Raw genomic sequence first — 17385 nt, forward strand, 5'->3', positions numbered from 1 at the left:
ACCAGTCGCACCATCAGCGCCAGTCGCACCATCAGCACCAGTCGCACCATCAGCACCAGTCGCACCATCAGCACCAGTCGCACCATCAGCGCCAGTAGCACCATCAGCACCATCAGCACCGGTCGCACCAGTAGCACCAGTAGCACCAGTAGGTCCTGTAGCTCCAGTGGCACCGGTAGCACCGTCAATGCCATCAACACAATGTCTTCCTGGAGGCCCAACAGGTCCTGTTGTACATATTATTTTACGGAAATTGTTGTTATTACAAGTAACAATACACTCTCTATTATTACAACAATTTTTTTCATAGTTATAAAAATTCATTTTTTCACCTCCTTTCTTTAACATCCTATTCGAGCAATAGAAGGGGGGGACGGGCAATCAACCATATGTGAAAATAATAGTTAATGAAATGTATAATAAAGTGCGGGCGATTTCACTACTATTTGTTCGTTTTGGTTAAGAAAAGAGCTTTGGATTTGAACATTGATGCTCCAAAAAAACAACCGCCTGACAAATGTCAGAGCGGCTGTTTTAGTTGGATAGGCGAAGCTGATGAAAGTAATCCCAGGATGAACTTCAATTGTGGGCTAACCCTATAGTGATTTGAACTGACTCTTAACTGTTATCCTGATTACTTCTAATGACTTCATCTAAATACTTTTTGTTTTTCACTATACTGTCATTATCTGGTTTGTATTTCCGGGCTAATTCATTATGATGATAGGCTTTGTCATACTGTTTTAGACGATCATAAAGAACACATAATTGAAGATTGGGTAGCCAGGTGGAAAATGAAGTGTTTTGCAAGCTTATCTGTTGATGATTTTCATAAAGGAGCGCTTGACTATACCAGTGGATAGCCTCGGAGTTTTTAAACTGTTCCATAAAGTAATAGCCGAGTCGGCAACACGCTTCGGGCCGAGGAACATCGTAGGCAAGGGTTCGTAAGGTAGAACTAAGTTCTTTATTCTTGTCATTTAATGTGTGGTAGCAGTCTGCAAGTCTGAAGCATGCCCTAATATTGTCTTCAATCCAGCCCAGTTTGGAATCTAAGAACTCCTCGTAGTAAAGGACTGCTGTTTCGAAATCACTATGATCCACCAGTTCATTGGCGTAATAGAATGTATCGCGCGGGGAGAGCACTTTTCCTGAATCCAGCAACTTTTTATAAATCAGGATATTGCGTTCTGCATCATGACTTAAAGGGGAGTGGGTGACTGCTACATCACTAGCGTATAGATTTCCTGACACCGAGAGATACTCGTGCACTGCCCCTATCCATTTAAAATCCTTTGTTTTTTTAACTAGACGATATCTTCTCAAAAGAGAAGTTACATTTCCTTCCGGATCGGAACTTAAGTGATAATTCATTGAAACAGCATCAATCGATGGTTGTAGAGATTGTTTCAGGATTTTGAACTTTTCCTGATCTTCCACTGTAAATTCATCATCCGCATCAAGCCAGAGAACATAATCCTTTGTTGCTTGTTGGAATGAAAAATTCCGTGCGGCCGAGAAGTCGTCAACCCACTTGAAATCAAAAATTCGATTAGTATAGCCTGCCACAATTTCTTTTGTCCGATCAGTCGATCCTGTGTCCACAATATTAATTTCATCCACTAATCCGCAGACAGAATCTAAACATCTCCCTATTACCTCCTCTTCATTTTTAACAATCATACATAAACTTATCGTTATCATTAGTTATCCCTCCAAGCTTTCCTTCTATTTATATGCAGTTACCGAGTTATTGACGGGCAAAGCGTCACCGAGTGTTACAAATATATATATAATTTTCGAAGAAAATAGTGCTGGATGTCATTTGATGGTAACGAATATATCCCTTTATTTACAAGGGATTTACGTTGCTTGTTAATTGTGAATTCACTAAGCAATTCGGAGTTGTCCGTTAAGTTTACTAGACCTTTAAAAGATGTTATTGTAGTGAAAGTTGATAAAAAATTGTGCTTTTTATATTCGTGTAATCGGTTACATAGATGTTAAGAGAGGGGCATTTAATTCAGCAAAAAATAATGTATAGATTAGGAGAATAGTTATATGGATTTTTCACCATGGGTATTATTTACGGATATCGGTTTGATTTCATTGCTACTACTTGTAGGGACGATTATTCGAGCGAAGGTTAAGTTCATCCAGCAAATGTTTTTGCCGGCTAGTATTATTGCAGGGCTTCTGGCTTTACTGTTTGGGCCGAATGGTTTGGGGATTTTGCCGTTTTCAGATCAAATTAAAGTCTATCCGGCAATCTTGATAGCAATCATTTTCGGAACACTGCCGTTATTGTCACCACGGATTGACTGGAATGCGATTAAGACAAGAGTCGGGAGCATGTGGTCATACTCTCAAATTGCAATGGTATTAATGTGGGGTGGAGGATTGTTATTCGCGCTCCTACTGATTAATCCATTTTGGGATGTACATGACGGTTTCGGTTTGTTACTTGCAGCCGGCTTCGTAGGAGGACACGGAACTGCAGCGGCTATTGGTGCGACATTTGAGCAAAATGGCTGGGAAGAAGCGACTTCTTTAGCTATGACATCTGCCACTGTAGGGATTATGAGTGCCATCCTAATAGGGATCCTCTTCATTAAATGGGGTTCTTCGAAGGGGCATACGTCATTCCTCGCTTCGTTCAAAGATTTGCCGGACGAGCTTAGAACGGGATTAATCCCACCTGAATCAAGAACGAAGTCTGAAACAGATACGGTATCGTCGATCTCGATTGATCCATATGTTTTTCACCTATCTATCATTACGATTATCGCCATGGGCGGTTATTATTTAAGCCAATTAGGCGCGATGCTAATACCAAGCGTTGTTATACCAGCATTTTCACTGGCATTTCTTGTTGGTTTGTTGGTGAAGAAGATATTGAACTCTACGAATACGGATAAATATGTCAGTAAGGATGTAGTGACAAGAATTAGTGGAAGTGCGACGGATATTCTCGTTGCATTCGGAATTGGTTCAATCAGTATTTCAGTCGTGCTTGATTATGCTGTTCCCTTAATCTTATTGTTCGTGTTTGGACTGGTGTATGCGTTCTTATTCTTCGCAGTCTTTTCGAAGAAGTTTTTCCCGCAGTACTGGTTTGAAAAAGGGATATTCACATGGGGCTGGACAACAGGAACAGTCGCTATGGGTATGGCGCTACTTAGAATTGTTGATCCGAAATCGGAAAGTAAGACGCTGGATGATTACAGCTTGGCCTATATACCAATTGCGCCGGTTGAAATTATGCTCGTGACATTCGCTCCGATGCTTGTACTAAATTCACAAGGATTTGTCTTTGTTGCTATCACATTTGCATTTGCATTCGTTATTTATCTAATGGCGATTAAAAATAAATGGTTGAATAGAAAAGCATAATGAAACAGGGCCCCGCCGTCGAATGTGACAGCAAAGGGGCCCTGTTTTTTTCGGGAAATGCTTGCGAAAAAGAACCTCATGATTATAACCGTGGTAGTGGACAGTACATAGCCGGCTTCTTACCTGGCTAAAACGTTCTATAAGGTTTTCTCTACTTCACTATATATGGTGAAGTATTGAATACGGTATATAGACTAGCGTAGGCGCCTTACAGGGGTAGCCGAAGCCATAAGACCGGTGGTGAAGCTACCTGGCTTATGGCGAGAGGCATCGCCTAAGCGCCGAAGCGGTATGGAGTGGAATCAGTCATTCAACCTACAACCTGTATTCTAAAGAAGTGTCACTTTCTATAAGGCATCGAATGATTAGATACATACTCTTTGTTAATAGTTAGCCGAAAGCGGGCCGAAAATAGTACTGTGAAAATCAAGGCTATCAAGCCCTTCTCATCAGTATTATATACAAATAAGTGGCTAATCAACAGATGTGATATAATGCTATTATCTAAGCATCATATGAATTTGAATGAAAATCATAAATAAGAGGTGTATTTGTGTTTGTTTCTTCAATAAGTAATCAGCAATCGTTCTCCATGCAAGTTCGTGATACGACTAGTACATCAGGTGATGCGTGGCGTAAGGTATTTGGCAAAGAGGCGGCTGCGGTAAATCCGTTAGCGGCTGTCAACCATGGTCGTAATAGCTTGATTCTCGAATCGATCCGAACGAATGATTGGTCTAATTATCATGATTTCCAGGCGAAACAACAACCCGCTTGGTACGATAAAGTAAATGGCGAATTTAAGCAGAATAAGATGTATTACAGCAATCTGATCGATGTGCAAAACCGTTCGTTAAAAGAGGCAATTCAGTCTGGCGATGAAACAGAAATTGCCAACCGAAAAGCACATTTGAATGAGTTAATTTCCGACTTCAAGAAAGCACCTGGTGAAGTTCCGCATGTCATCGCGTTCATTACAGACCCAGCACTTGCGGCAGAGCACGGGATTGGAAAACCATCTAGTGATTGGTATAACTCTCCTTATAATAATCCGCTTGTAGCATCACAAGGCCGATTTGAGGAACAGAATTGGTATGACAATCCTTATTTCATCGACAACCCTAAAGAACTGACATTTGCAATGGAATCGGTGAAGGAATTCAGACCCGAAATCGCTAAAATTGCCGCTCAAATCAATAAAGGCGCATATGAACGAAATGCCGCATCGACATCATTCATAGCGAGGGCTACCCAAGCGATTGCTGGAGCGGCTGTAAAAGAAGAAGAGAAGAATTTGATCAGCCCGTCAACTGAACAAGTTAAGCTAGCGTCATCAATAGAAACGGCACAACAGACAGAACAACCTGTTGTAAATAAGGCGATTTTAATGCAAGCGGAGCAGATTATCCAACAGTTCAGTACTTCGACAATTATTGAACAATTATTTAAACAAAAAGAGCAGTTGGACATGAAAACCGCGCAGGACTATTTACTCGATCGGCTAGCAAAGAATGCCGGCCAACAGAAATATCAAGAAGTGTGAGCCTTGTTGCTCACACTTTTTGTATGTTAGGATAACATATACTTTAACTAAAGGAGGAGAACCTACTATGAAAAAATCATTATTGTTCGCAGCATTGTTAGGATCAGCTCTTTTACTTGGTGCATGCGGTGAGTCAGATAAGAAAGATGAACCGAAAACTGATGAAGATAAAAAAGTTGAGGCAGTTGAAAAAAACCTTAAAGAACAAGGAGCCGTCGATAAATCGGAAACGTCAAAATCAGACGACGACTTGAAAGAAGAGTTCGGTAAAGAAGAAGGTGTGTCTTCAGTCAGTATTATCGTGACAGAAGATAGCGGTGGCTTCGTTCTAACTGATTTTGATGTTGCTGAAGATGTGAAAGAAGAAAAGGCGAAAGAACTTGCCGAGAATTTCGCTAAAAAATTAAAAGAGAAATACCCAGATTATCAAATCGATGTCCAAGCCCGTAAAAATGGAGAAACATTTGCGCAAAAGGCAATAGAATAACGAATCAGCCTCCTGGTAAATGGGAGGTTTTTCTATGCTCTTCTATGGTATTATAGATGGATGACTGTATAGACTAAGTAAATGAGAGGGAGGATATTTGTAAATGTTACACAAGAGAAAAATAAAAGGTCCAATGAAAACCGGATTAATTATTGTAGTTTTATCGTTGTTTGGCTTTGGTATTTTGAGTGCCAGCGCGAATCCAATCAGTCCAAGTTTTACGGACGTACATAATGATTTTTGGGCTAAAGATGAAGTAACACAACTTATCGATTTGAAAATTATTAACGGTTATCCGGACAAGCAGTTTAGGCCGAGTTTAGAGGTATCACGGGCGCAGGCAGCAAACTTGATAACAAATGCACTCAAGTTGCCATATTCGTCCTACAAGCCGATTTTTAAAGATGTCAGTGCGAAGTCATCCCATTTAAAAGGTGCAATGGCTACATATGAAGCCGGCATTTTCTTAGGGAAAGAAGACGGGACGTTCGGCGTTGGTGACTCTTTGACTCGTGAACAGATGGCGACTGTCATCGTTCGGGCCTTCAAATTGCAGGATACGGGAGAAGAAATCACATTCAAGGACGATAACAAAATCAGTGAATCTCATAAATTAGGCGTAAAAGTACTTGCACAGCATGGTATCACAACTGGTAAGGAAGACGGTACATTCGATCCGAAAACAGCTGTCAACCGCGCGACATATGTCGTATTCCTACACAGGGCGATGCTGCAAAATGGGTTGATTGAAAAATTGCCTGCAACAGTATTTACGGAGCCTACTACGTTCGGTACATTTGAATCAGTCCGACATGAGCAGCAATTTGTCGAAGTTCCACTTTCGACTACTAGTAAAACATATTTGCGTTCAAATCATGTCATGCAGTTTGCAGGAGAAAAAACTGTCAAATATGCGCATGCAACCGATTTTATATACACATACCGCATAAGTGGTTTTCCGTCCGTTACGGTGAAAATGACGAAAAGGGAACTGCCTAATGGTGATTACTTTTTATTCAACGAACTGAGAAATCCTCAGAATGTACCGGTAACTGTTGATGTTATCCAGACGGAAGAGGGATTATCAAAAGCGGTGCTTCATGAATATAGCCGATTCCCAATCAAGAAAAGTGTTGATGAGACGTTTGGTTATGACTTGATGACGTATCCGACAGGTATTTTAGAAAAAATACAAACAGACGGTAACGTATCTCAGCGGATGATTGGGAAGTCATACCAGTCAACTGAACTGAACCAGAAATACCCTACAGGTGCGGAAAGTCATACGAGGGAATTGCATCAGGAAAGCGAAGCGTTTAGCGGCGTTATGCTCGGAGAAACGCAACTTTCCGTTTATAGATTACAGTCAAGAGGCTTCGATGTTGTCGACCAATGGTTATTGGCTTCTAAAGAACGATTGTTTGAAGACCGGAAGCAAATGGACTCTTGGATGCTTGAGTCAGCAGTTAATTATAAAAAACGAAACAAATGGTACACGGCCGAGGGCCCTTACAATAAGATGGCGGTAACGGTTGAACCAATGCCGAAATCGGGCAGGGGGTATGGGCGCAATCTGCTTCTAGTGAAAGAAGACCGGGTTATGGCTCTATATGCCGAAACTGGTGTACGGTATTATGAAAACCTTCTCTATAATTCATTTGCCAATTTAGATGTATTCAGAGGGAAATCGACGTACTGGGAAACAGAAGTAACAAGCACTTATCTGAAAAGCTTGTACGGTATAACGGCTCCGTTCGTCGATACACGGTTCAACGAACAAATTGCATTGTTCATGTATAATGGCGGCAAAGCGTTTGAACATACGGACTACAATGTCGGACTGAAAAACTATGCCAATCTGCTTGTATCGCAAAAGGAGAAAGGGAATATCATCGAAGTGGACAAGGAGTCCTTCTACATTTCCGACTATTTCCCTGCGGCGCAAAAAGTGAAAACACATACGTCCATGAACCATGCGCTTGGTGGGATGAACATTCTTTTATTGGCGTATCAGGAGGTAAACGATCCTGCATACTTAGCTACTGCGACAAGTATCCAGTCAGCGATAGACAAGGAAAAGAATAAGTGGATTCGTCCTGACGGTGACATTTGGTATAAAGTTTCGCCGGAACATAAATTTTCCGGACGCGATTATGTTCATCTAACATTAGAAGATTTGATCAAATCTTATGAATTATGGTCGGCGGTCGATGAGACGAAGCTGCCTGTTTTTGAAGAAATGATTCGTTCTAAAGCGGATTATTTGAACAAAAACAAGTTAGGATATACGACGAAGATTAAAAAAGGCCTTGAGCGTATTGACATGTTGGATCTTCTTCCAGCTGGCAGCGAACATACGGATGCTCTTTGAGGTAAAGTGATTGAAATGGGAAATCCCCTGTACTGGAATTATTCAGTACGGGGGATTTTTTTGATGGGGTTAAAAAAAGGGGAGCCCTGACAGTTTCGAATTTAGCAATGACCAGCCTCATATTAACCACGGTAAGTCAGATTTCATCAACAAAAAAATCCTATCCACTCAAACACAAGTGGATAGGATTCACCTATTTTTACACGTCTTTTGATTAACCATTTATTTGCATAAAATACTGGTAAGAAGGGCTTGATAATCTCCATTTTTTACTAGACTATTTTCGGCCCGCTTACGGCTAACTATTCATGACAGATTTACTGAGGGGTCCTGTTGTGAATAGTTGCCTGTCGCACTCCTACAATGTTCAAGTGAAAAATGCGGTTGCTTTGGAAGAAGAGAATAGATGACTTTCGATAGGGAGTGTAAGTGCCCGAAGATGCAATTTCGGGCACTCTTTATCATTGCACAATGTGTTCCTTGCTTACATTTAGTAAAGTTTATGCATCTAATTATGTGATGTCTACTAGAAAGCGACACTTCTTTAATAAAGAAAGGAAAAACCATAGAGAAAGCATCAGCCGCCAAAATTGCATCTTTGGCGGCTTTTAGCCAGGTAGTTGCCCCTCTATTCTTTCGTCCCAGAAAGCTTCAACACTTCGTGTACTTATGCATTTGGAGCAGGGCGGATGAAAGCCCACCATACGATTACCGGGAAAACTGATTAGGGATGCGACAAAGTCGCATCCCTAATCATCCAGGCATCCCGGGTATCGTATAGAAGTCATTCAATCCAAAGCAACCCAAATGCAACTATACACATAGCGCCCAGTGTGTAATCAAGTTATTTGCTAGTTACTTTAGGGTGATCAACAGACATGCTATTTTTACTGCGTAATACGCTCTACAAGGTCTGAACGAATCCAGCCGTAATCTGCAGGAGGATTGCTATCTGCGATTACCTTATACCATTTGAAACCGTCGCTACCGACTGTTTCATCGACAATTACTACTGGGTAGCCGAATGCGGCATTGGTGCCTGGGTCTTTCGGTTTGTAAGAAAATAGTTTAACACTTAGCGCATCAGGGCTTGTCCGTACATTGACACCTGCAGGACCGTTGTAAATGATGCGGCCTAGATCTGCTTGTTTGTAATCTTTTTTGCCAAGGAATGTATCGATACGCCACATATGTCCGGCGATTTTACTCCCCCAGTGAGGGTCAGAAGCGTATCTGACGTTAAAACCGACAACTTTATTTCCTGGAATTGCTCCGTACGAATATCCGCCTAACGGGTTAGCGTAATTTTTGTTCATGTATTCGTTAATAAATGCATTGATACTATTTTCAGGATGTGCGTAAATTTGACCTGATTCCGGACTAGAATCAAATACTTTAATGCCGAAAATGTTATTTTTCGTTAGTGCATTTCCACTTATCCCATAATCACTTTCGTGGATGGCTGTCGCAAGAATAAACAATGCGTTGACACGATGTGTTTCTTCAGTTGCCTTTAGATAATTACCAAGACCAATCAACTTTGATTTGGTTGTAGCATCTTTGTAACGGGCAGCACCCGTACTCTGACGATCTTTCAAAATCACATTGATAAAGTAATCTAGTTCCGCACCGCTATATGATGATGGTTGGCGCACGGATTGGAATTGGAAGTATGGGTAGTGTGTAACCGTCTTAGTCGAATTCATTTCTTTAAAATGGACACCATCGAGACTTGTATAGCTTTTTCCTATCCCCATTGATGGGGAAGCAGTTCCAATTGAATATTGAGGAAGCACTTTTTTTGAGATATTATCGTAGGTGTAGTGATACAATACACCGTCTTGTCCTACTGTATAGTAGTCAGAAGCCGTGACAAGTTCAGTCGGCACAAGATCAATTTCATTGTGTTTCGCGTAGTAAGTCAATCCGCCGATTTCAACAATAACGTGTTCAGGGCTGCTTCCTATATAGTTGATTTCACGGCCTTCTTGAATAGAGGTCACTACGGTGCGAAAAGAAGAATCTTTATAGAGGGTAGTGGTTTTATTCGTATTGCTCGAACCGAAAGCTTTACCTGCTTTTATTTTGATAACTTTATTATCCTTGACAATCGCCTGAATGGATGAAGATGCATTGTAAGTAACCAATGCATCCTCATATGTTTTATACAGCGCAGTTGTCGGACGAAGTTGTCCGCCTGAAATTGTACTTACTTTAAATACTTCAGGATCAACAGTAGGAATGTCCACCGGAGGAATCCCGGGAACACTTGGCTCACTAGGTTCCGTCGGTTTTGTTGGTTTCAACACTTCCGCTGCAGCGAACAACCTGAATAGGAATGCTGAAGCGTGTGCAATTGTTGCATTATCTTTCGGGTTAAAATAAACACCATCTTTTCGGTGATCCCCTCGGATAATAGTCAAGTTTACAGCAGCTGAGACTGCATCTATAAAGTTAGCTGAAATCTTTTTTGAGTCTTTGAATTTTAAAGTTGTTTTCTGTACAGGAAGGTCCATATAACGCATGGCTTTATACATCATACCTGCCATCTGTTGGCGGGTTATTTTTTCGCTGGCTTTGAATGTACCATCGGGATAACCCGATAGAATACCTGCCCCAGCCGCGTTTTGGATTTCGATTGTAAGACCTGTGTTTGTCTTTAAGTCTTTGAATCTGTACTTTGTTGAAACAGGTAATTCAAGAGCACGTGCGATGTACGAAGCAAATTCGCCTCGTGTAACAGCCTTATTCGGTGTGTAATTCCCTTTTGCGTCCGCTCGAATGACGCCTTTTTCAATCCAATAATTCAAGTCGCTTTCCATTTGGTGACCTTTAATGTCACTCGCCTGTGCTTGTATCTGGAAGACAGGGGAGAACATAAGTAGTGCGAGTAAAGTGAAAGTAATTAATTTTTTCACTCGTAAACCTCCTTCTATTATCTTACTTAATGATAGCAGAACTTCACTAGAATAATAAGGTTCAATTTGAATAACAAGGATTTGTACTACATATCACAGGTGTTGAATAACTAAAAGTAACTAAAAAACGACTTACTCAATCACTGTGCGAAAGTGAGCCGAAAACGTATGAGTCCAAATGAAGACTTTTGCGCCTACCTTACCGGTATTTTATGCCGGAAAAAGGTTAATCAACAGATGTGAATAAATATGAAACTAAAGAATAAGCCACAACGTCTTATTAAGATGCTATAATTATGGAGGACTTTGTTCATTATTATGAGACGATTTAGTCGTAGAAAGGGAAATATATTTCATGACATTTATAAAAGAGAATTTAAAAGATAAAGAAACAGTGTATTTCATTGCAGCACTGGCAGTTATCGCCATAGCCCTCGTGCTCCCATCATCGATTGCACTTGTCTTAACTTCCCTGTTCTTTGCGTTATTCGCATTTTTCAGGCCGCAGCAAAGTCTGCTATTCCTCGTAGTCTATGTTAGTATCCGTCCATTTCTTGTTGAAGTGAATCCGGGGCTAAAGCTAATCGGGGATCTCATCACGTTCATCGCATTTGCAAAAGTAATCATTGCAGCTAGAAAAGATTGGAAGTCTCTGTTTTCGTTCAAATGGTTTGAATGGGCATTTTTTGCTTTCCTCTTGTTCGGGGCTATCAGTGGTCTGGTCCAGGGCGTTTTACCTTCCGCGGTCATTTTTCAACTACGGACATTTATTATTATGTATTTGCTGTACTATACAGTTTCACGGATGCTATTGCCGGAAGGATGGTTCCAACGGCTTGCATGGGTAACTGTATGGACAAGCCTAATCGTTTCGGTTCATGGCATTATTGAAAAGCTGTCTATGAGGCAGTTCCTATTGCCGGATGTATGGAAGTATAAAACGTTATCTGCAACAAACTTTGTTAGAATCTATGGATTGCCAGGAAATCCGAATTCACTTGCGCTATTGCTATTGTTCGGAATTATTGCGGTCCTGTTCCTTCAAGCAATCTACAAAACCGAGAAGTATAAATGGTTCCTAAGGATTAATCTTGTCTTGTTCCTTGGTGTATTCATCCTCACCTATTCAAGAGGAACTTGGATTTCAGCATTTATTCTTGGTGCGATTTTCATTATCCTATCGAAAAACTGGCATCTGATGAAACGACTTATTCTTGCAGTCATAGCCTCCATTTTACTGATTTATTACCCTGTTAATCTCGGCGTACAGTACTTCAAAGAGCTTGGTCTTATTGCACCAGCCACTAGTTCAGGGAGTATAGGCGAACGTTTTGGGGAGACTTTCGATCAAAAGAATTTGGCGCTCATGACGGAAAGTGGTCGTTTCTTCTATATTAATAAAGGGTTTGAAGTGTTTAAAGACTATCCGGTTGCAGGAGCTGGATTCGGTTCATTCGGTGGATCTGCAACATTGTCATACGGATCACCGATCTATAAGTATTACGGAATACGTTCAGATATCTATGGTGGGAAGTATTTCTACTCAGACAACCAGTACATTCAAGTAATTGCCGAAACGGGTGTTGTAGGCGTGGGCTTATTTGCGGCGTTTCTTCTAGCTATGCTTATGATGTTCTGGAAAGAGCGAAAAACAGTGTTTGGTAAATTCATGATTGCCTTCTGGTTTGCGACCGGATTCTCCGGATTCTACTATAATATTTGGGAACTGAAATTTTATACGATGTTCTATTTCATCATCTTTGGTGTATTTGCATCCTATACAAGTCAGTATGTGAAGTTTAAGATTAAAGACTTATAATAGAGCACGTCTGTTAAGTAGACATTTACTTGCATGAAAAACAAGTGAAAAGAGCCTGTAATCCTTCATTTACACTAGTACATTTTCGGCCCGCTTACGGCTAATTATTCATGACAGATTTACCGTGGCCCCCAGTGTGGCTAGCAATGACGAAGTCATAGCTAGCCACACTTTTTTCGGTAATCCTGTTACGAATAGTCGCCTATCGCGTTCCTACACTATTCAAGTGAAAAGTCCAGTTGATTTGGAAGAAAAGAATAGATGATTTTTTATGGAGCGTGTAAGTGCCCGAAGATGCAATTTCGGGCACTTTTGTACGTTTTACAATGTGTTCCTTGCTTATTTTTAGCGAAGAGTATGTATCTACTCATATGATGCCTACTAGAAAGTGACACTTCTTTACTAGTGAAAAAGGAAAAACATAGAGAAAGCATCAGCCGCCAAAATTGCATCTTTGGCGGCTTTTATCCAGGAGAGAAGACAGCTATTCTTTCGTCACAAAAGGCTTTAGTACTTCGTGTATCTGTGTTGTTGGAGTGCGACGGATGAAGGACCACCATACGATTACCGAAAAAAGTGTGTAGGGATGCGACAGATTCGCATCCCTACACATAAAGACATCTCGGTAATCTGATAGAAGTCATTCAATCCAGAGCGATGCAAATATACGATACACGTAGCGTCTAGGGTCTTATCTGCCCTGCATGGCTTTTTTGTGTCTACTCTATACATAGTGTCTAGCTCCGGCGGCCAAATGCTCGGGTCATAAGCCGGTTCGGCTACATGGCAAAGAACGCCATTTCGCCGACCCGTCTTATGCCTGTCGCATTTATGCAGGCCGCCTCCGCTTTTCTTAATGTCTAGCTCCAGGCGCCAGCCGCTTGGGTCATAAGTCAGCCCGACTGCGTGGCAAAGTACGCCACTCCGTCGGTCCGTCTTATGCCTGTCGCGTCTAAACGGCGCCTTCCGCTTTTCGTAATTTCCTTCTTATGGATTATGGTAATATAGCGAATCCTTTGGTAAGCTGTATATTCATAGGAAGGGAGAGTGTCGTTTTATCACTAGTAAAGTAGCTTCAATGAAACGTTTTAGTAAACAAGTCGCAATGACGGCGGTAGCAGCCGCGCTTCTTTGGACTGTACCAGCAAGTGCCTCGGCCAATCAGAATGCGGTGAAGAGTTATCCGGTATCATCGGGGGTAACTTATTCACAATATAAGCAATCTTCAACAAAATACATAAATCATCTATCTGTCAATTTGGGGGATCCATATACGAAATTACAAGTAGGTCTTCCTGCACCCCTCGCGAAAACACAAGCGACGACAGTACTTGCAAATCGAGATTCAAAAGATGGTAATCGTGTTGTTGGAGCGATCAATGCTTCATTTTTCGACATGAATAACGGCTTGCCGATGTATTTAATTTCACAAGGCAACGATATTGTGAATGGCGGAGTCATCTCCAAATCGACAAGCAATTATGTAAGCCAACCGATTGCGTTTGGCGTGACGAAAGATGGGCTTGCTGAAATCGATCAGTTTAATTTTGGTGTTCGTATCGATTACAAAGGGACGAATCATTTATTGACGGGGATAAATCGTCAGCGTCAAGATGATGAAACAATTATTTTCACACCGCAGAATATTGATAAGTATACAAATTCCAATCAGTTTGGAATTGAAATTGTCATCGATACAGGACAGCCGGTAACCACTACACAATACGGCCAAAAACTGACCGGGAAAGTTGTGAAAGTACGTGGTTATGGATCGAAAGAGAAAATTGAAATCCCTAAAACTGGTTTCGTTCTATCTGTTCACGGCGCTAAAGGTCTTGAGAAATTCAAGAATATGCAAGTGGGCGAAGATGTTTCTCTTGCATTGTCTATTGACGATAAATGGATGGACTCCGAGTTCATGTTAGCAAGCGGTCCGATGCTTGTGAAAGACGGCAAGCCGAACATTACGATGAACACATCTAATTGGCGGGCAAGTACATTAACGGCGCGTACAGCAATTGCCATTAGTAAAGACAAAAAACAAGTGCATCTTGTAACAGTCGACAATCTTAAGGGCTATAGCAATGGGATGTCGCTTACACAATTCGCAAACTATTTAGCAGAACAAGGCTATGATCGGGCACTCAATTTCGATGGTGGTGGTTCAACCGCGATGGGCGTACGAAATCATGGCAGCAATACGGTCGTGTTGGCCAACCGAACGACAAATTCTGCGGAACGTAAAGTATCTGCAATTATGGAAGCAATAAGTACAGCACCTGTGAGCGAACCTGCACAACTTAGCATTTCTCGCAATCAAGTTGGTACGATGCTAGTAGGTTCAACAACATCTTTGACAGTGAATTACTTACTGGATGCTTATTATAATCCATTAAAAGTGGACAACAGTCAGATTCAAGTGACAGCAGAAAAAGGTAGCGTTGCTGGTTCAGGACTTACGTACAGTGCTCTGAAAGCTGGCGAAGACCGGGTTTCCGTACAATATGGAAACGCGAAGCAATCATTCCCTGTAACAGTTGTCGATGCACCGGCTAAGTTAACAATTGTACCTTCTACAACAAAAGTGAAACCAGGTGCAAGCGTGACGTACAAAGCAAATGCAACGGATGCACTAGGAAAGCCAATCATTTATTCCCCGGAACAAGTGAAGTGGAGCGTTACGGGTGATATCGGAACGATTTCATCATCTGGGGCCTTCAAAGCTGTTAATAAAGCAGGCAAGGGATCAGTAAACGTAACCCTCGGGTCGAAAACGACAAGCATTCCTATCGTTTTGTCTGATGATACACCAGCGTTTTCTGATATACCTTCTACTTACGCGTACTATACAGAAATAAGTTACCTGAAAGACCTTGGCTATATTCAAGGAGACTTGGATGGTAAGTTTAACCCAGGAAATACATTGTCTCGAGAACATGCGGCAGTCATTTTAAGTCGTGTGTTCAACTTAGATACAACTGCTGCAAGTACACCACAGTTTAAAGACGTACCTAAAACACACCGTTATTACAATGAAATCAATGCTATCGCAAGTGCGAATCTAGTAGGCGGTAAAGGGGACGGAACATTCGATCCCGCTGGCCAACTGACACGTGCTCAAATGGCAGCGATTCTAGTAAAAGCGTACAAACTCGAGGGTGAGGCGTCCAAGAAATTCAAAGACGTCCCTACAAGTCACTGGGCGTATAAACAAGTTCATATTCTAGCAAAAAGCGGTATTACAACAGGGAACGAAAAAGGCAATTTCGAGCCGAATAAACCCGTCAACCGCGCACAATTCAGCGCATTCCTATACCGCAGTATTAATAAATAAACGAGATGGAACCAGTCATTCATGATTGGTTCCATTTTCATGGAGTGGCATAGCTATGTTATAATAAAGTCATCATGTAGTAGAGGAAGTCGGCTAATGAAAATAGGTATTGTAGGTAATTATGGCAACGATAATAACGGAGACGAAGCGATTTTGCTCAGCATTATTAAACAAGTGACGTCAACGTTCAAGATAGGCAGTACTGATTTAACTGTATTTAGTAATAATCCTAAACAGACAGCAGAACGGTATGGCGTAACTAGTTTTCCACTGTATTATAAAAATGGGAATGCAGTAAAGACATTTTTTAAAACGTACCAAAATAATAAGAGAATCGTTAAGACGTTTGATTTGCTGATTATAGGCGGCGGTGGAATCTTAATGGATTTATATAAAAGAGAAGCGCCATTGTTTGGGTCATATGCAATGATGGCTAAAAACTCGAAGACGCCTTATGTTGTTTACGGATGTGGCGCGGGTCCACTAAGCAGCGGTATAGGAAAATGGTTCATTCGCTATATGGCTAAACATGCGGACAGTATTTCGGTACGCGATCCCGAATCTGCTGAACTATTGCAGTCAATCGGTGTGAAAGAACAAGTTCTGATTATCGGCGATCCAGCGTTTTCCTTGCGTCAACCTGGCCTGGAGAAATCAGCTGCGCCAACAAAAATCGGTATTACGGCTGTACCCTATTATAATGCAGGTTATTGGCCAGAAGGGAATCCTGCTATCTATAACGATTATGTAGAAGGCATGGCGAAAAATCTGGACAGTCTAGCTGCGAAACACAATGTTGAACTGACATTTTTCGCGACAAAATTCCCGCAAGATGCAGATGTTACAAAGGATATTGAAAAGAAAATGATTTACAAAGATAACAGTACGATTATCGATGATAACCTTTTGCCTGATAAAATACTTGAACTTACAGCACAGCAGGACATCATTATCGGCACGAGGCTCCATTCATTAATATTGGCAACTTGTACCGAAACACCCATTATGGCAATTTCTTATCATCATAAAGTGAATGATTTCATGAAACTAGCCGACTTAGAGAAGTATGCATTTCCAATCGGGGACATCAACAAACAACACTCATTATTCCTGGATGCATTCAACGAAATGAAAGAAAACTGGTCTGCGACGGTTGATAGTACGAAGAAACTCTCTCACGATTTGTATGATGAATCGATGAAGGGAACAGAGCAGTTTGTTAAGGCAATAAAGAAATAGTGAAATGACAGAAAACAGCCACAAAAGTGAATCTCACTTTTGTGGCTGTTTTCGTATTGTGATGTAGGACTTATATAACCTCGGCCACCGATCATATAAGCTCTAACACCGATCATATCCACAGTCCAAGTGATCATATAACCTCGGCCACCGATCATATCTACTATTCAAGCGATCATATAACCTCGGCCACCGATCATATCTACTATTCAAGCGATCATATAACCTCGGCCACCGATTATATCTGCGGCCAAGCGATCATATAACCTCGGGCACCGATT

The 17385-nt window shown here is 41.3% G+C and carries 9 protein-coding genes and 1 pseudogene; 7 read left to right on the forward strand and 3 right to left on the reverse strand.

What is annotated here, in order from left to right; all coding sequences use genetic code 11:
- Positions 1-324 (reverse strand): annotated as a pseudogene (locus tag I2484_RS19135) (hypothetical protein); the annotation flags it as partial.
- Between the two features lie 294 nt (positions 325-618).
- Positions 619-1704: a glycosyltransferase family 2 protein gene (locus I2484_RS19140; RefSeq protein ID WP_207152668.1), complete on the reverse strand. Its 1086-nt coding sequence runs from the start codon at positions 1702-1704 to the stop codon at positions 619-621.
- Positions 1705-2061: 357 nt separating this feature from the next.
- Between I2484_RS19140 and I2484_RS19145 the strand changes: the two genes are divergently transcribed.
- From I2484_RS19145 to I2484_RS19160, 4 genes are all read left to right on the forward strand, one after another.
- Complete coding sequence (locus I2484_RS19145; RefSeq protein WP_207152669.1) at positions 2062-3393, forward strand: sodium/glutamate symporter; 1332 nt, start codon at positions 2062-2064, stop codon at positions 3391-3393.
- A gap of 553 nt (positions 3394-3946) precedes the next feature.
- Positions 3947-4936, forward strand: a complete 990-nt coding sequence (locus tag I2484_RS19150; protein ID WP_207152670.1) for a hypothetical protein — start codon at positions 3947-3949, stop codon at positions 4934-4936.
- Positions 4937-5003: 67 nt separating this feature from the next.
- The gene (locus I2484_RS19155) at positions 5004-5423 is read left to right on the forward strand and encodes a hypothetical protein (protein WP_207152671.1); all 420 of its coding nucleotides are present in this window, start codon (positions 5004-5006) and stop codon (positions 5421-5423) included.
- A gap of 103 nt (positions 5424-5526) precedes the next feature.
- The gene (locus tag I2484_RS19160; RefSeq protein ID WP_255551612.1) at positions 5527-7794 is read left to right on the forward strand and encodes an S-layer homology domain-containing protein; all 2268 of its coding nucleotides are present in this window, start codon (positions 5527-5529) and stop codon (positions 7792-7794) included.
- Between the two features lie 887 nt (positions 7795-8681).
- Here the strand turns inward: I2484_RS19160 and I2484_RS19165 are convergent.
- Positions 8682-10712, reverse strand: coding sequence for an S-layer homology domain-containing protein (locus tag I2484_RS19165; RefSeq protein WP_207152672.1), 2031 nt, complete (start codon positions 10710-10712; stop codon positions 8682-8684).
- A 355-nt stretch (positions 10713-11067) separates the two neighbouring features.
- Between I2484_RS19165 and I2484_RS19170 the strand changes: the two genes are divergently transcribed.
- From I2484_RS19170 to I2484_RS19180, 3 genes are all read left to right on the forward strand, one after another.
- A complete protein-coding gene (locus I2484_RS19170) occupies positions 11068-12531 on the forward strand; it encodes an O-antigen ligase family protein (RefSeq protein WP_207152673.1) in 1464 nt (487 codons plus the stop codon).
- A 1078-nt stretch (positions 12532-13609) separates the two neighbouring features.
- The gene (locus I2484_RS19175) at positions 13610-15865 is read left to right on the forward strand and encodes an S-layer homology domain-containing protein (protein ID WP_207152674.1); all 2256 of its coding nucleotides are present in this window, start codon (positions 13610-13612) and stop codon (positions 15863-15865) included.
- Between the two features lie 96 nt (positions 15866-15961).
- Positions 15962-17104 carry a polysaccharide pyruvyl transferase family protein gene (locus I2484_RS19180; RefSeq protein ID WP_207152675.1) on the forward strand — a complete coding sequence of 381 codons (1143 nt, stop codon included), beginning with the start codon at positions 15962-15964 and terminating at the stop codon, positions 17102-17104.
- Positions 17105-17385 lie beyond the last annotated feature (281 nt).

The organism is Sporosarcina sp. E16_8 (genome assembly GCF_017347095.1).
GTDB lineage: Bacteria > Bacillota > Bacilli > Bacillales_A > Planococcaceae > Sporosarcina.